The organism is Bacillus sp. Hm123 (genome assembly GCF_051842975.2).
Taxonomy (GTDB): Bacteria; Bacillota; Bacilli; order Bacillales; family Domibacillaceae; genus Bacillus_CE.
Genome location: NZ_CM200277.1, coordinates 1,164,770 through 1,185,974, shown reverse-complemented (window position 1 = coordinate 1,185,974; position 21,205 = coordinate 1,164,770). Strand labels below are relative to the sequence as shown.

The 21,205-nt window shown below is 37.6% G+C and carries 24 protein-coding genes; 5 read left to right on the top strand and 19 right to left on the bottom strand.

What is annotated here, in order from left to right; genetic code table 11:
• Positions 1–21 precede the first annotated feature (21 nt).
• The gene (locus ACSVDJ_RS06200) at positions 22–792 is read right to left on the bottom strand and encodes a Cof-type HAD-IIB family hydrolase (protein ID WP_439169390.1); all 771 of its coding nucleotides are present in this window, start codon (positions 790–792) and stop codon (positions 22–24) included.
• 501 nt (positions 793–1,293) lie between these two features.
• Between ACSVDJ_RS06200 and rpoY the strand changes: the two genes are divergently transcribed.
• Together rpoY and rnjA are read left to right on the top strand one after the other, a co-directional pair.
• On the top strand, positions 1,294–1,503 hold the full coding sequence (gene rpoY / locus ACSVDJ_RS06195) for a DNA-directed RNA polymerase subunit epsilon (RefSeq protein WP_439169391.1): 210 nt from the start codon (positions 1,294–1,296) through the stop codon (positions 1,501–1,503).
• A gap of 3 nt (positions 1,504–1,506) precedes the next feature.
• Entirely contained in the window at positions 1,507–3,174 is a 1,668-nt protein-coding gene (gene rnjA, locus ACSVDJ_RS06190; protein ID WP_439169392.1) for a ribonuclease J1, read from the top strand.
• A 48-nt stretch (positions 3,175–3,222) separates the two neighbouring features.
• On the opposite strand, the gene ACSVDJ_RS06185 is transcribed toward rnjA, so the two are convergent.
• The 6 genes from ACSVDJ_RS06185 to ACSVDJ_RS06160 form a co-directional block, all read right to left on the bottom strand.
• Positions 3,223–3,885 carry a potassium channel family protein gene (locus ACSVDJ_RS06185; protein ID WP_439169394.1) on the bottom strand — a complete coding sequence of 221 codons (663 nt, stop codon included), beginning with the start codon at positions 3,883–3,885 and terminating at the stop codon, positions 3,223–3,225.
• 177 nt (positions 3,886–4,062) lie between these two features.
• Positions 4,063–5,193: an N-acetyldiaminopimelate deacetylase gene (locus ACSVDJ_RS06180; protein WP_439169395.1), complete on the bottom strand. Its 1,131-nt coding sequence runs from the start codon at positions 5,191–5,193 to the stop codon at positions 4,063–4,065.
• A gap of 69 nt (positions 5,194–5,262) precedes the next feature.
• A complete protein-coding gene (gene dapD, locus ACSVDJ_RS06175) occupies positions 5,263–5,973 on the bottom strand; it encodes a 2,3,4,5-tetrahydropyridine-2,6-dicarboxylate N-acetyltransferase (RefSeq protein ID WP_439169396.1) in 711 nt (236 codons plus the stop codon).
• A 113-nt stretch (positions 5,974–6,086) separates the two neighbouring features.
• Positions 6,087–6,956, bottom strand: a complete 870-nt coding sequence (gene ccpC, locus ACSVDJ_RS06170) for a transcriptional regulator CcpC (RefSeq protein WP_439169397.1) — start codon at positions 6,954–6,956, stop codon at positions 6,087–6,089.
• Positions 6,957–7,044: 88 nt separating this feature from the next.
• Complete coding sequence (gene cbpB, locus ACSVDJ_RS06165; protein ID WP_439169398.1) at positions 7,045–7,485, bottom strand: cyclic-di-AMP-binding protein CbpB; 441 nt, start codon at positions 7,483–7,485, stop codon at positions 7,045–7,047.
• 149 nt (positions 7,486–7,634) lie between these two features.
• Positions 7,635–7,886 (bottom strand): YkuJ family protein, encoded by a 252-nt coding sequence (locus ACSVDJ_RS06160; protein WP_094834885.1) that lies wholly within the window; start codon positions 7,884–7,886, stop codon positions 7,635–7,637.
• A gap of 184 nt (positions 7,887–8,070) precedes the next feature.
• Here ACSVDJ_RS06160 and ACSVDJ_RS06155 point away from each other — a divergent pair, with 184 nt between their 5' ends.
• Entirely contained in the window at positions 8,071–8,313 is a 243-nt protein-coding gene (locus ACSVDJ_RS06155; protein WP_439169400.1) for a glutaredoxin family protein, read from the top strand.
• A gap of 40 nt (positions 8,314–8,353) precedes the next feature.
• Here the strand turns inward: ACSVDJ_RS06155 and ACSVDJ_RS06150 are convergent, their stop codons facing one another.
• From ACSVDJ_RS06150 to ACSVDJ_RS06120, 7 genes are all read right to left on the bottom strand, one after another.
• Positions 8,354–8,587, bottom strand: coding sequence for a hypothetical protein (locus ACSVDJ_RS06150; protein WP_439169401.1), 234 nt, complete (start codon positions 8,585–8,587; stop codon positions 8,354–8,356).
• 64 nt (positions 8,588–8,651) lie between these two features.
• Positions 8,652–9,863, bottom strand: coding sequence for an EAL domain-containing protein (locus ACSVDJ_RS06145; protein WP_439169402.1), 1,212 nt, complete (start codon positions 9,861–9,863; stop codon positions 8,652–8,654).
• 173 nt (positions 9,864–10,036) lie between these two features.
• The gene (fadH, locus tag ACSVDJ_RS06140; protein WP_439169748.1) at positions 10,037–10,801 is read right to left on the bottom strand and encodes a 2,4-dienoyl-CoA reductase; all 765 of its coding nucleotides are present in this window, start codon (positions 10,799–10,801) and stop codon (positions 10,037–10,039) included.
• A 124-nt stretch (positions 10,802–10,925) separates the two neighbouring features.
• Entirely contained in the window at positions 10,926–11,258 is a 333-nt protein-coding gene (locus tag ACSVDJ_RS06135) for a fluoride efflux transporter FluC (RefSeq protein WP_439169403.1), read from the bottom strand.
• Complete coding sequence (gene crcB, locus ACSVDJ_RS06130; protein WP_439169405.1) at positions 11,258–11,611, bottom strand: fluoride efflux transporter CrcB; 354 nt, start codon at positions 11,609–11,611, stop codon at positions 11,258–11,260. Before crcB ends, ACSVDJ_RS06135 begins: the two co-directional genes overlap by 1 nt.
• Before the next feature lie 99 nt (positions 11,612–11,710).
• A complete protein-coding gene (locus tag ACSVDJ_RS06125) occupies positions 11,711–13,813 on the bottom strand; it encodes an RNA degradosome polyphosphate kinase (RefSeq protein ID WP_439169406.1) in 2,103 nt (700 codons plus the stop codon).
• An 18-nt stretch (positions 13,814–13,831) separates the two neighbouring features.
• On the bottom strand, positions 13,832–15,358 hold the full coding sequence (locus ACSVDJ_RS06120) for a Ppx/GppA phosphatase family protein (RefSeq protein WP_439169749.1): 1,527 nt from the start codon (positions 15,356–15,358) through the stop codon (positions 13,832–13,834).
• Positions 15,359–15,488: 130 nt separating this feature from the next.
• On the opposite strand from ACSVDJ_RS06120, the gene ACSVDJ_RS06115 reads away from it, so the two are divergent.
• Positions 15,489–15,959 carry a YkyB family protein gene (locus ACSVDJ_RS06115; RefSeq protein WP_439169407.1) on the top strand — a complete coding sequence of 157 codons (471 nt, stop codon included), beginning with the start codon at positions 15,489–15,491 and terminating at the stop codon, positions 15,957–15,959.
• Positions 15,960–16,030: 71 nt separating this feature from the next.
• On the opposite strand, the gene ACSVDJ_RS06110 is transcribed toward ACSVDJ_RS06115, so the two are convergent.
• Complete coding sequence (locus ACSVDJ_RS06110) at positions 16,031–16,933, bottom strand: chemotaxis protein (protein WP_439169408.1); 903 nt, start codon at positions 16,931–16,933, stop codon at positions 16,031–16,033.
• A gap of 159 nt (positions 16,934–17,092) precedes the next feature.
• On the opposite strand from ACSVDJ_RS06110, the gene ACSVDJ_RS06105 reads away from it, so the two are divergent.
• Positions 17,093–18,247, top strand: a complete 1,155-nt coding sequence (locus ACSVDJ_RS06105; RefSeq protein WP_439169409.1) for an aminotransferase A — start codon at positions 17,093–17,095, stop codon at positions 18,245–18,247.
• 73 nt (positions 18,248–18,320) lie between these two features.
• Here the strand turns inward: ACSVDJ_RS06105 and ACSVDJ_RS06100 are convergent, their stop codons facing one another.
• The 4 genes from ACSVDJ_RS06100 to ykzS form a co-directional block, all read right to left on the bottom strand.
• Positions 18,321–19,190, bottom strand: coding sequence for an NAD(P)-dependent oxidoreductase (locus ACSVDJ_RS06100; RefSeq protein WP_439169410.1), 870 nt, complete (start codon positions 19,188–19,190; stop codon positions 18,321–18,323).
• A 164-nt stretch (positions 19,191–19,354) separates the two neighbouring features.
• The gene (locus ACSVDJ_RS06095) at positions 19,355–20,176 is read right to left on the bottom strand and encodes an SDR family oxidoreductase (protein ID WP_439169411.1); all 822 of its coding nucleotides are present in this window, start codon (positions 20,174–20,176) and stop codon (positions 19,355–19,357) included.
• A 264-nt stretch (positions 20,177–20,440) separates the two neighbouring features.
• The gene (locus ACSVDJ_RS06090) at positions 20,441–20,707 is read right to left on the bottom strand and encodes a phosphocarrier protein HPr (RefSeq protein WP_439169412.1); all 267 of its coding nucleotides are present in this window, start codon (positions 20,705–20,707) and stop codon (positions 20,441–20,443) included.
• A gap of 123 nt (positions 20,708–20,830) precedes the next feature.
• Positions 20,831–21,025 (bottom strand): protein YkzS, encoded by a 195-nt coding sequence (ykzS, locus tag ACSVDJ_RS06085; RefSeq protein WP_518620246.1) that lies wholly within the window; start codon positions 21,023–21,025, stop codon positions 20,831–20,833.
• Positions 21,026–21,205: the final 180 nt, after the last annotated feature.

Genomic DNA, 21,205 nt, shown 5'->3' with positions numbered 1-21,205 from the left:
CGTCTGGCTGTTTTTTTATGATTAAATAAGTCCAAGCTTCTCCAAAGCTAAAAATATGCCATCATCAGCTACATCTGCCGTCACCATATTCGCTTGTTCCTTCACAATCGGATGAGCATTTCCCATCGCCACACCCGTTCCTACTGCTTGTAACATTTCAATATCATTTAATCCGTCTCCAAATGCATACACATCTTCCAACTCAAACGGAAGGCGTTCTAGCATTTTCTCAATCCCTACTGCCTTTGATCCTCCGACCGGCACAATATCAAGAGAATAAGGATGCCATCTAATGAATGTGAATTCAGGAAACTGCTCCCGATAATTCATTTCATCCTCTTCGTTACAAAACAGTAGTGTTTGATATAAATCATTTTGCTGATAAAAATCTAATTGAGCTTTCGGATGAGGAAAATTTAAGCTTCTGAAACTCGTTTCAATATGCGTATGTTCCGGATGACTCGATCTCATCGTTGATTCATTCATAAATACAAGTGGATGTTCTTTCTCTTCTGCTTGAGCTACTAACTTCCTTAAAGGGTCGATATGTAAAGGGTTCAAATAAACAGCTTCTCCTTCAAAGACAACATACTGCCCATTAAAACTAATAAACGACTCGATATCCAATTCTTTTCGCAAAGCTTCAAACATAAATGGAGCTCTTCCAGTCGCAATTGCAGTATAAATCCCTTTCTGTTGTAGCAATTTAACCGCTTCTTTTGTTCGCGCAGGAAGCTGTTTCTCATGATTTAGAAGTGTTCCATCAATATCAAAAAAAACGATTTTAGTCATCTTGACGACTCCTTTTATTTCCTCTATTATTCATAAGGTCTTTCGAATCAAAACTAACCCAATTCGCACGGAAAGTCAACGAAATACACCTTATTTTACCATTAATAAAAAGTGCTTTACACATAGCATACTATACATACAGCCACCACGGCCATTTCCTGTTTTGCTTTATATTTGGATAGTGTTGTGGTAAAATATGAGTAAGGAGTGATCCACTATGTTAAAGAAGCTAAAGAAGAAGCTTGCAAAACAGTGGAAAGATATGCTCAGAAGAAAATCAATCGCATAATAAAGAATGGTTGAGCCCTTCCTTTATGAAGGGCTGTCTTTGTGTAAAACAATAATAATTGTCCATACTAAATGCTATCTAAACTATGTGCATCTAAAGCTTAACACATGAAAAAGTATTGGACATTCTATATAATATAATTAACAAATGACGGTATTTATAAGAACTGGGGAACCAGTTTAGATATACATTTCGGATAAGGAGAGAACACAATGATTTTTAAAGTATATTATCAAGAACAGAAACACGAAGTACCAGTACGGGAGCACACTAGAGTGCTTTATACAGAAGCAAACTCTGAACGTGAAGTTCGTCACGCATTAAAAAACCGCCCATATAATGTTGAATTCGTTCAAAAGATCGAAAATTCTTATTTAGAGTACGAAAAACAATCTCCAAACTTTAAATTGGAGCAGCTCTAACTTATGAAATTTGTTAAAAATGATCAAACAGCGGTGTTCGCCCTAGGCGGTTTGGGCGAGATCGGAAAAAATACGTATGCAGTTCAATTTCAAGATGAAATTATTTTAATTGATGCGGGAATCAAATTCCCAGAAGACGAACTGCTAGGGATTGATTACGTCATACCCGATTATACCTACTTAGAAAAAAATGTAGATAAAATTAAAGGATTATTTGTTACTCATGGACACGAAGATCACATCGGTGGGATTCCCTACTTACTTCGCCAAGTGAATATTCCTATATACGGTGGAAAACTTGCTCTTGGATTAATCAAAAATAAACTAGAAGAACACGGACTGCTTCGTCAAACGACTCTTCATGAAATCCACGAAGATGATGTGATTAAATTTAGAAAGACATCCGTTACTTTCTTCCGTACGACGCATAGTATTCCGGACTCCTATGGAATTGTTGTGAAAACGCCTCCTGGGAACATTGTTCATACAGGAGATTTCAAATTCGACTTCACTCCGGTTGGAGAACCTGCAAATCTAACTAAAATGGCTGAAATCGGAAAAGAAGGCGTCCTTTGCCTATTATCTGACAGCACAAATAGTGAAGTGCCTAACTTCACTATGTCTGAACGCCGCGTTGGCGAAAGCATCCACGATGTTTTCCGTAAAGTAGAAGGAAGAATTATTTTTGCGACCTTTGCTTCAAACATCCATCGTCTCCAGCAAGTAGTAGAAGCTGCTGTAGAGAACGGCCGAAAAGTAGCCGTTTTTGGACGTAGTATGGAAGCTGCCATCAACATCGGTCAAGAGCTAGGCTATATCCGCTGTCCAAAAAATACGTTTGTGGATACGCAACAACTAAATCGCTTACCCGCTAATAAAGTAACGATTCTATGTACAGGAAGCCAAGGGGAGCCTATGGCTGCTTTATCTAGAATTGCCAATGGTACGCATCGTCAAATACAAATACAGCCTGGAGATACGGTCGTCTTTTCTTCCTCCCCTATCCCTGGAAATACGATTAGCGTGAACCGAACGATCAATATGCTTTACCGTGCAGGAGCTGAAGTCATTCACGGACCATTAAGTGATATTCACACTTCTGGTCATGGGGGACAAGAAGAACAAAAGCTAATGCTCCGCTTAATTAAGCCTAAATTCTTTATGCCGATTCACGGGGAATATCGCATGCAGAAGGTTCATATTCAACATGCGGTTGACTGTGAAGTACCAGAAGATCATTGTTTTATTATGGATAATGGGGATGTCTTAGCGTTGAGTAAGGATTCTGCTGAAATCTCAGGGAAAATTCCTTCTGGCTCTGTCTACATTGATGGTAGTGGAATCGGCGATATTGGAAATATTGTCTTGCGTGACCGCCGAATTTTATCTGAAGAAGGACTTGTGATTGTTGTCGTCAGCATCAATATGAAGGACTACAAAGTAGAAGCAGGCCCAGATATTATTTCTCGTGGATTTGTTTATATGCGGGAGTCAGGTGACTTAATTTATGAGGCACAAAGTATGCTCAATAAACATATTCATAAAGTACTAAACAAGAAAACATCTCAATGGTCCGAGATCAAAAATGAAATCATTGATACGTTAGCTCCGTTTCTTTATGAAAAAACGAAGCGTCGCCCAATGATCTTACCAATTATTATGGAAGTATAAAATAAATCGACAAAAAGGATGCAAAGAAACATGCATCCTTTTTGCTTATTATCCATTCATTACTTTCTTCTCAAAACGACCAATATCTGAATCGGCCCCAATTACAATTAATAAGTCGCCTTTTTGAATAGGTTCTGCCGGATCAGGAGAAACAATCACTTCTCGCCCTCTTTTAATCGCCACAATATTAATGCCATATCGCGCCCGAATATCCAAACCTATAATCGAGTTACCTGCCAATAATTCATTGGCAACAATTTCTACGATGGAATGTTCGTCGGATAACTCTAAGTAATCTAATACATTATTTGAAATCATATTATTGGCAATTCGTTTGCCCATATCGCGTTCCGGATGCACCACTTGGTCAGCACCAATTTTTCTTAATACTTTTTCATGGTAGTCATTTTGTGCTTTTGCTGTAACTTGCTGCACGCCTACTTCCTTTAATATAAGCGTAGTTAAAATACTGGACTGAATATCTTCTCCAATAGCAACAATTACATGATCAAAGTTTCTAATCCCTAAACTTTTTAAAACGGATTCATCTGTTGTATCCGCTACGACGGCATGAGAAGCAATCGAAGCAAATTCATTGACCCGATCCTCATCGACATCAATGGCCATCACTTCCATCCCTTGTTCTGCTAAAGCTCGACAAATGCTTCCACCGAAACGACCTAAACCAATGACAACAAACTCTTTTTTCACAAAAATTCCTCCACTAATAAAAAATTAAATCATAGCGATCTGATCACAATAGGATTTCTGTTGGATACACGAAAGTGAAATCCATTGAATAGAAGCATAACACCACTTATTTTACCGAATCCTTTAAGTTATTAGTGTATCATGATCGATGTAACGAGCAAAATAAAAATGCTCGACTTAACCTTGATCGGACAAATAGTGAAAATAGCTTGTGATTGCTTCTATTGCAAAGGTAATCGCCTCTTCATTTGGGTTTAACTTTGCATGATGCAAACCATATTCTGAGCCGACTCCGAGCCAGAACATCAGCCCCGGTATCTCCTTCAGCATGTAACCGAAGTCCTCACCTGTCATTGCTTCTTTGCAAATAACTAATTGAACCCCTTCTTTTTCTTCCATAAAACTTATGAAACGATCCGCAACTGCTTGATCATTATTTACTTGATAATAATTGCTTCCATAATCGATCGTAGCTTCACAATCAAATCCATATTCGATGCCTTTTACTAACGATTCTATCCGTTTCTTCACCTTCTGCATCGCTTCAGCAGAAAGGGTGCGAATCGTACCTTCCATTCTAGCGGTCTCTGCAATAATATTTTGAACCGTTCCACTAGTAATCTTTCCTATTGTCACTACAGCGCTATCGAGCGGGTCGATATTTCTTGCGACAATCGTTTGCAGCTGGGTTGTTAAATGAGCCGCCGCAATAACCATATCCTTCGTTTCATGAGGATACGCCGCATGACCACCTTTTCCTTTTAAATCAATATATAGTTCTGATGTATTAGCAAACAACAGACCAGGTTTCGTAGCAATCGAACCAACTGGGTATTCAGGCGCAATATGAAGTGCATAGATTTCATCTGGCATCCATTGCTGCATCATCTCGCTTTCCATCATTGGTGCCGCACCACCAGGACCCTCCTCGGCCGGCTGAAATATAAACACTAGATCATCATTGATTTCTGTTTCCACAAAATGAGTTAACACACCGAGCCCGATACTCATATGCAGATCATGACCACATGCATGCATCGCTCCTTCATGTGTGGAGCTAAACGACAATTCCGTTTGCTCAGTAATCGGTAACCCATCGATATCCGCTCGATATCCAATCGTACGTGAAGGGTTTTTCCCTTTGATTTTCACTAATATTCCTGTTTTCCATGTGTTAATTTCCAATCGGTCTTGGGGCAAAGCTTGCAAATAATCTAATAAGTAACGCTGAGTTTTTACTTCTTGAAATCCAAGCTCTGGTATTTGATGAAGATCTCTTCTAATTTGAATAAATTGATTAATTGTCATATTGATCCCTCTCTTTATTTAAAAACAGGCGTGAGCTAAAAAGCCCACGCCTGATCGATTCTTAGCCTCTTATAGTTTACGAAGCTCTTGCATAATTTCTGTTTTAGACTTTGTTTTGTCATCGATTTGCTTAATGACTTTTGCTGGTGCACCTGCTGCCACAGAGTATGGAGGAATGTCTGTCGTGACGATCGCTCCTGCCCCAACAACAGAACCTTTTCCTACCGTCACACCTTCTAAAATAACGGCATTCGCTCCGATTAATACATCATCTTCTAACACAACTGGCTTAGCAGATGGCGGCTCAATAACGCCAGCAATAACAGCTCCTGCTCCTACGTGACAGTTTTTCCCGACAGTCGCACGACCACCAAGAACTGCGTTCATATCAATCATTGTTCCGTCCCCAATGACAGAGCCGATATTAATAGACGCTCCCATCATGATCACGACATTATTACCGATTTCTACTTGATCACGAATAATAGCTCCCGGTTCAATTCTAGCATTAATCCCTTTAAGATCTAGCAACGGAATCGCTGAGTTGCGACGGTCATTTTCAACGACATAATCTTCAATTTTATCTTGATTTTGTTGGATGGCTTCAGAAATTTCAGACCATTCACCGAAGACAACTCCTGATTTTCCCTCAAGGAATGTTTGAGCAGATGAGCCGAAGTCGATTCCTGCTACATCACCTTTTACGTATACTTTTACTGGTGTTGATTTTTTGCTGTTTCCAATAAAGGAAATAATCTCGTGTGCGTCCATCATTTTCATGTTATGTATTCCTCCTCTAACAACTTATGTATTGCCGACGATTTCGTCTGCATTTCTTATTAATTTAACAGAGTGAAGTAAATTTCACAAGCAATTTTAACTAGATCACATCGTTACTGTTTAAACTCTTCAATCACTTCAATAAACGCTTGGACTTGTCTTAGCTCAAAGGCTGAGTCGTACCCTAAAAGCCACGTATCTCGACGTAGAGGACATTGATCTTGATCAAGCAACGGGATTTTATACACTTCACTCGATGTGCCATTTAACGTAATTTCAGGCAATATCGCGTAGCCGATCCCGTTAAACGCCATTTGTCGACACGTCTCAATTTGATCGACAATAATCGATTGTTTTGGCGCACTTTGAAAGTGACGGTGCCACCATTCTTGTATTTCCTGAAAATAGGTTGAGTCGCTTTTAAATTGAATAAACGGCTTATCTGTCGTTAATATTTCATCCACATATTTAATTTCTCGATCAACTAAAAATAGACTATCCTCAAATAAATGAATTTTTCTCCCTTTCCAATCTGGTGTGCCGCGAATGATTCCTATATGTACGTCTCCTTCATATAATGCTTTAGAAATTTCACTGCTCCAGCCAGTCATTAAAGAAATTTTAGCATGAGGATATCGTTCAACAAAGCGTTTCAATACTTGTGGGAGCCAGTTTTGCCCAACAATGGATGCACAAGCGATTTTTAATGTTCCATGAACTTCCGATTCTAGTGATTGGATGTTTTCAACTACCTTTTCTCTTTTCTCCACTACTTCTTTTGAAAACTGGATGATCATTTCTCCCGCTGGTGTCAACGTTAATCCCTTTGTCGTTCGATTAAATATTCTCGTTCCCCACCCCTTCTCAATCGTCTGTAATCGTTGCGACAGCGCAGGTTGAGAGACAAATAAACGCTCGGCAGCTTTTCTCATATTCATTTCTTCTGCTAATACAGTTAGCAGCTGAGCCTCTGAAAATAACATCGATATCCCCTCCGGCTAAATACAAAAAGCCAAACCCCTTGATATAATGTAAGAGGGATCTGACTCTATTAGATCATTTTATAAGTTTTTATTTCAACTGGTCAACATGATAATTCAATTGCTTTAAAATAACCCTTCTCGTTAAAATGCCTTGAAACTCTTCTTCTTCATTCGTAACGCACAAAAAAGGGTGATTGATTAATAATCCAAGTGCTTTGCGGAAATGATCGTGGACCGTTAACGATGGTTTGTCGATTGCCATAACTTCTTCCACTTTCATATGTTCTAGCTTCTCAAATTCAATTCTTTCCAAACCTAAAATAGCCTCTGTAATCATTGGAATACTAATTAATCCTTGCAGTCGGTATTTAGCATCTAACACCGGAATGGATGTATAACCGCTTTTTGTCAGCACTAAGAGCGCATGCTCCAGATTATTCCTCGGCTGAACATGAGCGACTTTTTCTGACGGGATTATGTAATCCATTATATTTGTATTTAATACATCTTTGCTTTGAAAAGAAATCATTGAACTACCCCTTTATTCTTTTTGTAAGCGCTTTACTCCTCAAATAATTCATTCCACCCTTTTTTCATTATATCAAAGTTACCCACTTTCGTTCCATTATTAAACATAAATAATCCCTGCTCATTAAATGAAGCAGGGCATCATATAAATCATTGTTGTTTTTCTTCTTGTAATAAATCAAAGATCTCAATTGCCGTCATATCGATATCATCAAAAGGATATTTACTTCCTTTACCATCTTTATCGTATACTTCTAGTTCAAATGTATCTTTTCCTGGAAAATATTTTACCTGGCATAAAGTTTTGCCGTTCACTTCGAACAGTCGTTGTTGAACCTCGCCTGCTTCTCCACCTTCTTGCAATGATTTCAAACGTTGAACGATTCCCATTAATTGTGACATAGTATCGGTTGACCCCTTTCATCTGTCTTTCCAAATATTTATTTTGTTTTTGACCGTACATAATCCTTTTGTTATAAAATAAATAGGCAAATGAAATATACCATACATCTATTTCATATCCAACTATTTTATTTTATTTTATATTGAAAATAAGGATTTTATAAGTTGATAGGAGGGGAAAGTATTGGCTTCTATTATTCTGTATACCCAACCAGAATGTCCGCCATGCAATATTATCAAATTATTTTTCAACGACCGTGGAGTGCGCTATGAAGAAAGAAATATTGCGTCTAATCCAATATTTAAGGAGGAGCTACAAATCAAGTGGGAATCTTTGTCTACCCCAACCATTATTGTAGAAAACGAAATCGTACGGGGATTTGACATGGATAGGTTAAACGAACTCTTAAGTAAACATAACCTTTAAGTCAAAAGGAGGTTCAACCTTGAGCCTCCTTTTCCTCCGCTTACCTATTGGCTACTAAATAAAATACGAAAATCAATAAAGCACCAAACCCGATAATATAGGACCAAAAAATAGGATTCTTCATATATGGATGTTGCTGTACAGTTTCTGGGATCGACGAATCTAATCCTTCCTTTGCTGTCTCTTGCTGCTTAAATACTCGAACAGTGTAAAATACAGAAAAAAGGACTGCTACGCACCCAACAAAGATTAAGACAACGAAAAAATCACTCAACTTCACCACTCCCTATCGAGCTTCTTATCGGTAGTATTAGTTAGTCTCGTGATTTTATTCAAAATTAATAAAGTAAGCCGTCTTGTTCAAATAAAAAGTCATAGGAAATATCCATGAATAAATATTCCTGTTCATTTAAAGCATAAGAAAATGTTCGAATCATTTCACCTTTTTCGATATCGCTATATAAATCAGAAATTAAACCGACCCGATTTTTCCGCATTCGTAAAATATTTTCTAAAAAATACGGTCGCCAGCTCCAATTTTTACCGAAATACTCCGGTTGAAAAATCCAATTTTCTTCCTTCTTGAAATAATTCGGAGTTAGTTCAAATCCATTTTCATCACATATATATAAGCGAAAACACATCTCTTCAAACTTTTCGCCAATTTCAACTAACAATTGTTCCTTCGTGATCGCTTGTTTCGTATACTTTGAGACAACATCTTGTAAAGCCGTTTGAATCGATTCTGCTAATAAATATACTCTCTCAAGCGAGCGCTTTTCATGAAGAATAAATTCCTGGCATTTTCTTTTTAGCGTTTCTTTTTGGATGTCCTCTTGAAGAAAATGTCCACAAGGCTCATGTAAATAATACCCTTGATAATACCTTCCTCCGTGCTTCCACGCATATTGTAGCTGATATTCCATTTCGATGCTCTCAAACAGCAAGGAAGCACCAATTTTTCGAGCAAGCATCGAGATCGAATATAGAATATCTTTATACGTTTGACCAGAAGAATTTTTTCGCAATGCTTGCAAACTCACCTTTAAAATATTAGGTGCGTAACCCGTATATTTATAAACATCTCCGCTCTTTTCACCAATATGATCAATCGCAATTTGAATACCAAATGTTTTATAATACCTTAGTACATGTTCTAGCTCTTTACTATACTCTGATTCAGAAATTTCTAGGACAATATTGCTTAACTGCAAGCCTTTCTCTTCATATTCCTGCAAAAGAATTAATAAATGCTCTCCATAGTCCTCTTTCAATAATCGAGCATTTCTATTAATAAACAACTTCGCTTCAATACCTGAATGCAAATATAATGATAACGCTTTCTTTAATATGAGATCCTCTACCTCAATTAAGTATTCATCGGGCACTTCTTGATCATGAAAAAAAGGGCCTAAACTTCTTGCTTCATTACCTACTAAAAAACGCCCTAACACTTCATATCCAATGATTTTATGCTCATCCGCACTAAAAATCGGTTGAAAAAAAGGCGTGACATGATCAAGCTGTGACATAATTTCTAATGCATCCATCCACTCTTCCTCCAACTCAATAATCCTTTTAATTATACATATAATCGAGTATTTATTCAACCTTTAACCTAGGATTATCTTTATATTATACTTAAAAGTAAAACAGTTTATATTTTTGATAATATACCAAAATCAAAAAAAGAACCACCTTTAACGATGGCTCTTACTCACGATCAAAATGGATAGGGATTTAACCATTGCCCACCATCCATGATTACACATTCACCATTTATATAAGCCGCCTCGTTAGAAAATAAATAAAGAGCTAAGCCGGCAATTTCCTCTGGTGTCCCTAATCGCTGAAGAGGGACGCTTTGAAGCGTTCGTTTCGCCGCTTCTTCTGACTCCCATAGCTTGTCCGCTCCCCCTGTGCGTTCAATTGGACCTGGAGCAATCGCATTCGTTCGAATACCGTACTTATGCCCCCACTCAACTGCGAGCGTTCTCGTCATAGATAAAACACCTGCTTTTGCAGCCGCTGAATGAATCACACCAGCTCCGGCATTCCACGCATACGTAGCAACGATGTTAATTATACTCCCTTTAATTCCATGTTGAATCCAGTAATTCCCTACCGCGCTAGAACAATAAAATGTTCCATTCAACACAATATCAATGACCGAATTCCACCCATTTACTGATAGTTTTTCGGCAGGAACAATAAAGTTTCCAGCCGCATTGTTCACTAGATGATCGATGGTTCCAAAATGCTGACTAGTCGTTTCTACTAGTCGCTGTACATCTTCTGGGTTACGCACATCCATCGAGACCGTTAACAAATGTCCATCTCCTGTATCGATCTCTCCTTTAGTAGCCTGGAGCTTGTCTTCACTGCGGCCAGAAATCACCACTTTTGCTCCCTCTTCTAGAAATCTCTTTGCCATGTATTTTCCCATCCCACTAGATCCACCAGTGACGATCACCACTTTATCTTTCAATGTCATTCCCCCATCCTTCATTTAATGAATGAATAATCACTCATTTATATATTAACACACATCTGAATATTCAGACAATGTTACATTCAATTATTATTCACTTTTTACGTGCCTGCCTTCTCTTTCATAACGAGAAGGCTAAGGTAAATAACAGCATCGAACCAACGATCGTCAGCAATACATACACGACAAAAAGAGATATACTTTCCTTGTATAATATCGCTGCTTCTACACTAAATGTTGAAAACGTTGTAAACCCTCCTAGCACACCAGTCCCAAGGAGCCATTGATCATTTATTGAAAGAGAAACGACAAATCCAAGTAAAAAACTACCTATGAAATTAACAATAAGAGCACCAAACGGAAAAGAACTAGTCGCATTGACAACTAGCAAGCTAATCAAATAACGGCCAGCCGCTCCAAGCGCTCCACCAATCGCTACTAAAAAAAGATCCATTATCCTCCCCTCCCTACTTTTAATCCAGCTAGACTAGCTAGTATACCGACAGCTACAGTCATCGTTACGTAAGATACGCTTAACAACAGATTAGCTTGCCATAACTCTACGGCTTCTTCAGAAAAAGTGGACATTGTCGTAAAGCCGCCACACAACCCTGTTCCGTAAAAAAGCGAATCCTTTTTGTTCATTTTTCTGCTCATAAAACGAGCGGTAATCATCCCTAAAACAAAACTGCCTACAATGTTAACAAACAAGGTTCCAAAGGGAAAATAGCTTTCATTCCATCCACTTAGCAAATAACGAAACACAGCTCCGATCGCCCCACCAGCAGCGACAAATAAAATATTCATATAAGCTCCCTCTATATTAAAAGAGCCACATTCCCCCATCTCTAAACACGATGTTTAGTGAGGAATCTGGCTCTTGTCAATTATACTAGTAACAACTGTTTATTCTTCGTCCTCACGAAGACGATAAGCTGCATTTAAACATTCCGTTTGACTGTCAATCACTGCGTCTCCTGCTGTACGTTCAACATAATGATAATTACCTTCATTATCTTGATAGCGAGCTTTCGAATTGTCGCTCAGCTGTAAATTTAAAAATTGAACGATACGATGCTTTAACACACCATCAAAAATCGGGAATAATATTTCCACGCGTTTAATCATATTTCGCGTCATCATATCGGCTGAAGATAAATACATTTTACCTTCTCCATTGTGGTGGAAATAGTAAATCCGACTATGCTCTAAAAAGCGACCGACAATACTTGTCACGCGAATATTTTCACTAACACCTGGAATTCCTGGGCGAAGACAGCAAATACCGCGAATAATACATTCTACTTTTACACCAGCACAAGACGCTTCATACAATTTCATGATTAGCGTTTTATCTGTTAAAGAATTCATTTTAGCCATAATATGCCCATTTCCATGCTTTTTATGACAAGCAATCTCCTCATCAATTAAACGAATAAATTCCTCTTGGATATTGTAAGGAGCCACTACAAGGTGATTATAAGTTGGCTTTTCTGTATAACCACTTAAATAATTAAAGAAGTTCGTTGCATCTATACCGAATTTCTTTTTCGATGTAATTAAACCATGATCAGTGTATAGCTTAGCTGTTTGATCATTATAATTCCCTGTTCCTAAATGAACGAATCGCTCAATTTTGCCATTACGCTTACGAACAACAAGTGTAATTTTGCTGTGAGTTTTCAAGTTATGCATACCGTAAATGACATGGCAACCCGCTTTTTCAAGCTCTTTCGCCCAATGAACATTATTTTCTTCATCGAAACGCGCTTTTAATTCAACAAGCACCGTAACTTGCTTCCCTTGTTCTGCCGCTCGTTTTAATGCTTCGATCACAGGTGAATCTCCACTCACACGATATAGCGTTTGTTTAATCGCTAACACTGCTGGATCATCCGCTGCCTGTGAAACAAATTCAACAATTGGCTCGAAGGATTCATACGGATGATAGAAAAGCAAATCCTGTTGCAACGCTTTCTCGAACATATCCTCTCCAGAGTGTAAATCAAATGGTGGCTGTGGAATAAATGTTTCATAAGAAAGATCTTCACGAATATCCTGCAGCTTCTTCACAAATGAAAATAAGAATGTTAAATCGAGTGGACCATCAATTTTGTATACATCTTTATGATGGATTTCTAGCTCATTTAGTAAATAATCAAGGCCCTCTTGATCTAAATCTTCTCCCTTTATCTCTAAGCGAACAGCCGCTCCCCATTTACGCTTTTTTAATTCTTTTTCGATTTCAAGTAGAAGATCACGAGCTCCTTCTTCATGAATCGTTAAATCCGCATTGCGTGTAATTCTAAAAATATTGGTTGATTTCACTTTAAAACCTTTGAAAATTCTACTTACAAAATGCTCTAGTACACTTTCAAGTAATACATAATAATACTCGCCATCCGCAGCTGGCACTTGTAATGTTCGTCCTAGCACAGAAGGTACTTGAACAATTGCCACGCGATCACCTTCAGCATCCGGCTCGTCATTTTCGAGCATCACAAGCAAGTTAACACTTTTATTTAATAGCATCGGAAAAGGACGATACGCATCAATGGCCATCGGTGTTAATACGGGGAAAATCTCATTATCAAAATACTCTCGAAGAAATTTCAACTGTTCTTTAGTTAATTTCTCTATAGGAACTAAATGAAACCCCTCTTTATCCAAATCTGGTAATATCTCTTTATTTAATACTTCATATTGACGCTCAACTAAAGTTTGTGTCTTTTGACTAATTGAATTTAACTGCTGTTTTGGTGTTAGACCTGCTTTATTCTCCGGCTTATTAAAGCCTGCTTTCACTTGATCCTTTAATCCAGCTACGCGTACCATGAAAAACTCATCTAAATTCGAACTGAAAATTCCAAGAAATTTCAGCTTCTCAAGCAATGGATTTTGATGATCCGACGCTTCTTGCAAAACTCTTTCATTGAAAGCTAGCCAGCTTAGTTCTCGGTTATTATAATATTGTGGACTTGATAAATCCGTTCTCATGTTTTCCCCCATTGTTTGCACCTTCTTGTTTTATTGTCTAATAAAAATAAGTTGAATAGGTAACTGTAACGCTTTTTCTAAATGCCTTTTCTGTTTTTCACTTTGATATTGCTCAGCTAGATAGTTTTTATTGCAAAACACATTTAATTCCATTGTACCATCTTTTTGGCAAATTTGAATCTCTTCTGCCACATTTCTTTTCGTACTATTTAAGCTATAGCACAATTTAAGTAAAGCTCCCCATTCTCTCATTTGTTGAATCTCTTCTTTCGTAAACCAATGCTTATACGGCTCTATGTTTTGCTTAAAAGCTGAGTTGTTAGTAAAAGAAGCCAAGATCGAAATTTTCACTTTTTCTTTGTGTGAATACCCATCAAAAACGGAGTTAGTCAATAAGTAGAATGTATTAGGACCTTTTGAACTACTTGAAATATATTCTCCGAGATAAAACAATAGAGCAGCTTGGTGCACGAGATATTCATCTTCTTCACTTATATGTATCACTTTTATTCTTTTCATTTCAGCTATCAAATAATTAGCTAGCATGGCTACTTGTTCAGAGCTCTGTTCATTTTTTTGATAACTATGTAACAGACGATTAGTCCCTTGTTCTTTCGCTTCCCATTCTGTTTGGGCTTTCGTCTTCAATAACTTCTCCATGATCACTCCATCTCTTAACCCTCTAGAGCTGATGATCATTTGTTTAGACTTAGAATGCAACAACAATTGATAAAATACTTCTAATGCTGGCAAAATAAGATCCGCTCTTTCTCTAGAAAGACCATCTACTTTTTCTAAGTCGTCATAAGACATCGAAGAAAGTTCATTTCGTAATTCTTTAATCGTTTCGACCGACATTTTATATCCGTGTACGCCTAGTGATGGATAATTTCTTTTAATTTGATCTACGTTTGCAAGGTTTCGACCGCTTCCTCCAATAGATACGATCGCTCCTTCATTGTTTTCAATCCAAGGAAATTGGGCAAATTGACTTTTGATATACGAGATCAGTTCTTTTTGTTCCCGCTCTGCCATGCCATTCCCTTTAAGAAATTGTTCCTTCAGCGTCACAGCACCAAAAGGAAAGCTATGTGATTCGATTAATTGGCGATTCTCAAAATAAGTAATTTCCGTACTCGCCCCTCCAACATCAATCGATAATCCTGAGTCAAGATTCACGGTTTGAGTCACAGCGGTAAAGCCGTAATAAGCTTCTTCTTCACCAGACAAAATTCGAATATTAAAGCCAATCTCTTTTTTAATTTCTTTTAACACTTCTTCCCCATTTGATGCTTGGCGAACAGCGGCTGTCGCTGTACAATCCACTTCATAAACACCGTAACTATCTAACAATTCTTTAAAGCTATGTAATACATCCTTTAAGGCTTGGATTCCTTGTTCAGATAGCCATTTGTTTTCATCTAAATACCTACCTAAACGAATAGGAGCCTTTACATTTTCCACTTCTTCAAAACCAGAATTACTAAGATTATAAATAACCAAACGGACAGTATTTGAACCGATATCGATAATGGAGATTTTATTATTTTTAATCATTTGCAACACTACTCTCTTTTTTTAAATCTATTTTTCACGAAAAAATATGAGTTAAAACATGGGATTCCCTTTCCATAAAGAAAAAAACGAGATATAATAATGAAAAAATAGTACGAAAGGAGTCTTTTCATTGAATAATCCAAACAGTCAAAATAAATCTCTCCCTCACTCTCCATCAACTGCGAACCTCGCTCAAGCAATCTTTACTGTCAATCGGCATGCTAAAACAGCAATAAACCCGAAATTTTTATACTTATTGAAGAAAAAAGCATTAATTAGAATGATACAGGAAGGTCGAGCAAAAAAAACTGGTTTACACTTTTCCAACAATCCAAAAAACAGTCAACAACAATCTGATGTACTCGTGACTTGCGGAGAGTACACTTTTCATATGCCACCTTGCAAGGAGGATTTTCATAACTTGCCTCATTTCGGTCGTTTAGATCAAAAAAAACGCAACCCTCGCTCAAGCATGAATTTAATTGAAGCTAAGAAAATTCTTCAAGCATACACTGGCATGAAGGAAAAACAAACCCACCCTTCCTCTAGCAAGAAACGCTACAAAAAGCCTGTTTTTAAACCTCTTGGTCAATCTTATTAATTGAAACAGCGAATACTTTCTTCAAAAAAACACCGGCTATCGTAACCGGTGTTTTTCTTCTATTTCAACTCTTACAACACTAACCGGTCAATATTTTTCACTAATTCAGCAATTTCAGGCTTACTTACTTGAGCATTTGCTCCAACTCCGTCTCCTTTATGGCGAAGGTCTTCCGTAATTAATGAAGAGAAGATAATCACAGGAAGTTGTTTTAAAGCTGGATGCTCTTTCACTCTTCTTGTTAAATGATGGCCATCCATTTGCGGCATTTCAATATCAGTAATCACTAACTGAACCTTTTGGGTAATATCAGACTCCGCTGCAATAGATTCTAAGTAATCAAAAGCCAGCTTTCCATTTTCGAAAAACTCAACATTTTCATATCCAGCTTCAGATAACGTATCATGAAGTAGTTTTCTTAATAGCGGAGAATCTTCTGCAGCAACAATGCTTTTAGTTGAGCGCTCTCTAGCTCCTAATTGCTTCAGTTGCCCCACATGTATACCTGATTCAGGATTGATATCTAAAATAATTTTTTCAAAATCAAGTAGAAGAATCATCTGACCGCTCACCTTAACAACACCAATAACTTGGTTGTTACCTCCTTGATACATATCAGAAGGCTTTTCAATATCCTCCCAAGAAATACGATGAATACGCGTCACGTTTTGAACATGAAATACTGCTTTTTGCTTATTAAACTCAGTCACTATGTACTTATCATTTGAGTCATCTTTTACGATCGGCACACCGAGAACTTTGGCCATATTAATAACAGGAAGTACTTCTCCCCGAAGTTGAATCACACCTTCAATATGTTCATGTGAGTGAGGAATCAACGTTATTGGCAAATGTTGGATAATCTCTTTCACTTTTATAACATTTATTCCATATTTATTATTTTGCACTTCAAATTCAACAATTTCAAGTTCATTTGTACCACTTTCTAATAAAATTCCTTGTTCATGCTTCATAAGGCTTTCGTCCTCCTATTCTTTATTTTACTATATCATGTTTTGTTTCGACGTATCCTGCAAAAATTTTTATATTTATTAACATTATTTTTAAAAAAAATTAACAAAGCTCTTTTCAATGATACAATAGCATACATAATGGAAAGGTGGCGATTCTCTTTGGAACATTGCATTAACGAAAAAGTTAAAAATATTCAAATATCAGGCATTCGCAAATTTTTTAATCTCGTAAGTGGAACGAAAGATATGATTTCGTTAACGATCGGACAACCTGACTTTCCTACTCCCGAGCATGTGAAAGTAGCAGGAATAAAAGCGATTGAAAGTGATTATACAACTTACACTCATAATGCGGGCTACATTGAACTGCGAACAGCCGCAGCGAACTATGTACATAAGAAATACGCTTTAACGTACTCTCCAGAATCAGAGGTCATTGTAACCGTCGGTGCTAGCCAAGCGATCGATATCACGTTACGAACGATTCTTTCTCCCGAAGATGAAGTGATTCTACCTGGTCCTGTTTATCCAGGTTACGAACCGATTATTCATATGTGTGGTGCTCATTTAAAAACGATTGATACACGCGATAGCGAGTTTAAGCTAACCGCTGATAAAATCCGTCCGGCACTTAGTGAAAAAACGAAAGCGATTATCTTACCTTATCCGTCTAACCCAACAGGTGTTAGTCTTTCAAAAGAAGAACTAAAAGCTATTGCCGATTTAGTGCGTGGGAAGGATATTTTTATTATTGCGGATGAAATTTATAGTGAGCTAACTTTCGACCGTCCTCACGTATCGATCGCTTCTTTTTTAAGAGAGCAAACGATTGTATTAAACGGCTTATCCAAATCTCACGCAATGACAGGCTGGAGAATCGGCTTTTTATTTGCGCCTGAAACGATCACCAAGCACATATTAAAAGTTCACCAATATAACGTATCATGTGCTTCATCTGTTGCACAAATGGCAGCTTTAGAAGCGGTCGAAGCAGGGATTGATGATGCTCTTCCGATGCGAGATCAATATAAACAAAGACGTGATTATGTGTATGAACGTTTATCCTCTCTTGGCTTTGAAGTGGTAAAACCAGATGGGGCTTTTTACTTTTTTATTAAAATCCCTTCATATGTAAAAGAAACATCGTTTGATTTCTGCTATAAATTAGCGACGGATCAAAAAGTCGCTGTCGTTCCTGGCAGTGCCTTTTCTGAATATGGGGAAGGGTATTTCCGCCTCTCTTACGCTTGCTCAATGGAACAGCTTCAAAAGGGATTAGATCGTATCGAAGCGTTTATGAATAAACAAAAATAAAACATTATGAAAAAGCTGACCTTAAAAAATTGAAGTACCACCTTCATTTCTTTTGGTCAGCCTTTTCATATGTTTAACTTTCCCGCCAATACTTAATTAATGCTTGTGTCCCACTCAATTCTTCTCCTTTTGAAGCTAATTCTTCATACATGTCTTTAGCCATCGCAAGCCCTGGTAAGTTCAATTCCATTTTCTCAGCTTCTTCTAAAGCAATTTTCATATCTTTAATAAAATGTTTAATATAAAAGCCCGGTTCAAAATCTCCTTTTATGATGCGGGGAGCTAAATTCGACAATGACCAACTGCCTGCCGCTCCACTAGAAATGCTTTTTAATACCGTCTCTGGATCTAACCCCGCTTTTTGCGCGTACAGCAATGCTTCACAAATACCGATCATATTAGTCGCAATGGCAATTTGATTACACATTTTCGCATGTTGACCCGCTCCCGCTTCTCCTTGATACACAATATTTTGTCCAATGATTTCAAAAATCGGCAACATCTTTTCATAGGCTTCTTGATCTCCACCGACCATAATCGCAAGAGTACCATTTTTAGCGCCGGTATCTCCACCAGAAACCGGAGCATCTAACGCAAATATTCCTTTTTCCTTCGCCTTCACATAAATTTGTTGCGCCAAGCTTGGTTTTGAAGTGGTCATATCAATGACGATTTGTCCAACTCGACCAGCAGCAACAATTCCTTCACTGCCAAGATACACCTCTTCTACATCTTTTGGCTCTCCAATGATCGTAAAGATGACATCACTTTGCTTTGTAACTTCTGCAGGATGCTCACACCAAACAGCCCCTTGATCAAGCAGTTCCTTCGCTTTCTCTTTTGTACGTGTATAAATGTACAGCGGATATTGTGCTTGCAACAAATGGCGTGCCATACTTTTCCCCATAACGCCCGTGCCGATAAAACCAATTTTCTTCTTCATTTTCTCTCCACCTTTAACTAAAATAAGACCATAAAAAAAGAGACCTGCCATTCAGCAGGTCCCAAAAAAGGGGGTTGTGAGTGAGAATCTCCAATCAATCATGCTTATTTACAATATTCCCAATCCCCTGCGGCTTTAAACATACCTTATGCGATTTTTATTTTTTAAATAGACCGCACCATTCCGCCATCTACAAGAAAGCTACTTCCTGTTACGTATGTATTGGCATCTGAAGCGAGAAAAGCAACTACATTAGCGAACTCCTCAGGGTTACCGTAACGACCAAGAGGAATTTTCTTTTTCATTCGTTCCTCTTGCTGTTCCACTGAAATCCCTTGTTTCTTCGCATTCACTTCATCTAGATGACGCACACGTTCAGTCGCAATTCTTCCAGGAGCCACTGTATTGACTAAAATCTGATGTGGAGCGAATTCTTCTGCTAACGTTTTAGACAGCCCGACAATTCCTGTGCGAAATGTGTTCGACAAAATCAGTCCAGCAATTGGTTCTTTAATCGATGAAGAAGCAATATTGATAATTTTTCCGCCTTGTTTTTTCAAATGAGGCAACGCTTCACGAATGGCACGAATATAGGAAAATAAGTTTAATTCAAATGCCTGCTGCCAATCATCATCTGTCATGTCTTCAAACAATCCAGCAGGTGGCCCACCAGCATTATTGACTAAAATATCAATCGTGCCAAATGTCGCTACTGTTCGTTCGACTAGCTGTTTAATATCTTCCACTTTCGTAATATCACACGCAGCATACTCGATTTTTCCGGACGACTCCTTCTGTAAGTGACCCTTTACTTCTTTCAGCTTCTCATCATTACGGCTCGCTAGCATAATATTAGCTCCACCTTGTGCTAACTTCTCAGCGATCGCCCGACCTAGCCCTTGACTAGAGGCAAGAATTAACGCTGTCTTTCCTTCAAAAGAAATATTCAAGAAAACCCCACCCTTTCCTAAAGTTACATTAACCATTATAATGTAATTTGAATTTTCTTTCAGTTTTTATTTTTTTGTCCTAAACAAAAAAGGCTGCCTCTAATAAAGAAGGCTAACTCCGAACAACGATATCTATTAAGATATTCGTATCGGTGACCAGCCCTCTTTATGAGGCAGCTTCGATCAAATAAGGGAAAAATGAGAATGAAACTATGGTTTCAGCTATTTCATGAGCTGTTATGTATACATTACCCTCATTTTTCTTACATAAACATATGAAAACAGATGATTAGACCTATTTTATTCTGCTAACCCTTCGTTTTTCAATACATCATTAATCGTTCGTAAAGCATCTTGCTCATCGCTTCCTTCTGCACTAATCACAATTTTGGAATGTTGACCAATTCCAAGCGACATAACACCCATAATTGATTTTAAATTCACTTTCTTCCCTTTAAATTCTAGCGCAATTTCACTAGAAAATCTGCTAGCTGTTTGAACTAATAAAGTAGCTGGACGTGCATGAATGCCCGTTTCTGCTGTGACAGTAAATTGTTTCTCCACCATTTCTCATTTCACTCCTTTTTTGTATAAAAAATAGATGTAGCATTACATTACAAGAAAAGCGTCCTATGTGCAATTAGTTAGAAAAATGATTATTGCCTTTTTATTGAGAATATGATAACCAAGTTAACTTCTCGCTTCCTCCAAATAATAATAGATGACAGAGCCTCCCCGTTGAGCAACACCTCGAAAATGCTTAAAGTCCTCTCTACTAACTAGCACATGTTGAAAACTAAGGAACTGTTCTTTATTTATTTGAAAGTGCTCGATCTCGCCATTTTTTAATTGATCTAACATATTTGAAGCCTCTTCTATCGTCACCGTCGCCACCCCTTTCTGAATTTTAAATAAATTTATACATATCACTTTACTCTTTTACAAAAATAAGGCAAACTGTGAAGTAATACTCTTGAATGATCCCTATAATAACGATCGGTTTCATTCTACTACGTAATTCTAAAAAGATTATGAGTAAACGTCAAGAAACACCTAATAAGTAAC

Excerpts from the sequence above, each read along its gene's own strand:
- ACSVDJ_RS06200 (WP_439169390.1), bottom strand. The coding sequence starts at position 792 with ATGACTAAAATCGTTTTTTTTGATATTGATGGAACACTTCTAAATCAT.
- rpoY (WP_439169391.1), top strand. The coding sequence starts at position 1,294 with ATGATTTTTAAAGTATATTATCAAGAACAGAAACACGAAGTACCAGTA.
- rnjA (WP_439169392.1), top strand. The coding sequence starts at position 1,507 with ATGAAATTTGTTAAAAATGATCAAACAGCGGTGTTCGCCCTAGGCGGT.
- ACSVDJ_RS06180 (WP_439169395.1), bottom strand. The coding sequence starts at position 5,193 with ATGACAATTAATCAATTTATTCAAATTAGAAGAGATCTTCATCAAATA.
- dapD (WP_439169396.1), bottom strand. The coding sequence starts at position 5,973 with ATGAAAATGATGGACGCACACGAGATTATTTCCTTTATTGGAAACAGC.
- ccpC (WP_439169397.1), bottom strand. The coding sequence starts at position 6,956 with ATGTTATTTTCAGAGGCTCAGCTGCTAACTGTATTAGCAGAAGAAATG.
- cbpB (WP_439169398.1), bottom strand. The coding sequence starts at position 7,485 with ATGATTTCTTTTCAAAGCAAAGATGTATTAAATACAAATATAATGGAT.
- ACSVDJ_RS06160 (WP_094834885.1), bottom strand. The coding sequence starts at position 7,886 with ATGTCACAATTAATGGGAATCGTTCAACGTTTGAAATCATTGCAAGAA.
- ACSVDJ_RS06145 (WP_439169402.1), bottom strand. The coding sequence starts at position 9,863 with ATGGATGCATTAGAAATTATGTCACAGCTTGATCATGTCACGCCTTTT.
- ACSVDJ_RS06135 (WP_439169403.1), bottom strand. The coding sequence starts at position 11,258 with ATGGATCTTTTTTTAGTAGCGATTGGTGGAGCGCTTGGAGCGGCTGGC.
- crcB (WP_439169405.1), bottom strand. The coding sequence starts at position 11,611 with ATGAATATTTTATTTGTCGCTGCTGGTGGGGCGATCGGAGCTGTGTTT.
- ACSVDJ_RS06125 (WP_439169406.1), bottom strand. The coding sequence starts at position 13,813 with ATGGGGGAAAACATGAGAACGGATTTATCAAGTCCACAATATTATAAT.
- ACSVDJ_RS06120 (WP_439169749.1), bottom strand. The coding sequence starts at position 15,358 with ATGATTAAAAATAATAAAATCTCCATTATCGATATCGGTTCAAATACT.
- ACSVDJ_RS06110 (WP_439169408.1), bottom strand. The coding sequence starts at position 16,933 with ATGAAGCATGAACAAGGAATTTTATTAGAAAGTGGTACAAATGAACTT.
- ACSVDJ_RS06100 (WP_439169410.1), bottom strand. The coding sequence starts at position 19,190 with ATGAAGAAGAAAATTGGTTTTATCGGCACGGGCGTTATGGGGAAAAGT.
- ACSVDJ_RS06095 (WP_439169411.1), bottom strand. The coding sequence starts at position 20,176 with ATGGTTAATGTAACTTTAGGAAAGGGTGGGGTTTTCTTGAATATTTCT.
- ACSVDJ_RS06090 (WP_439169412.1), bottom strand. The coding sequence starts at position 20,707 with ATGGTGGAGAAACAATTTACTGTCACAGCAGAAACGGGCATTCATGCA.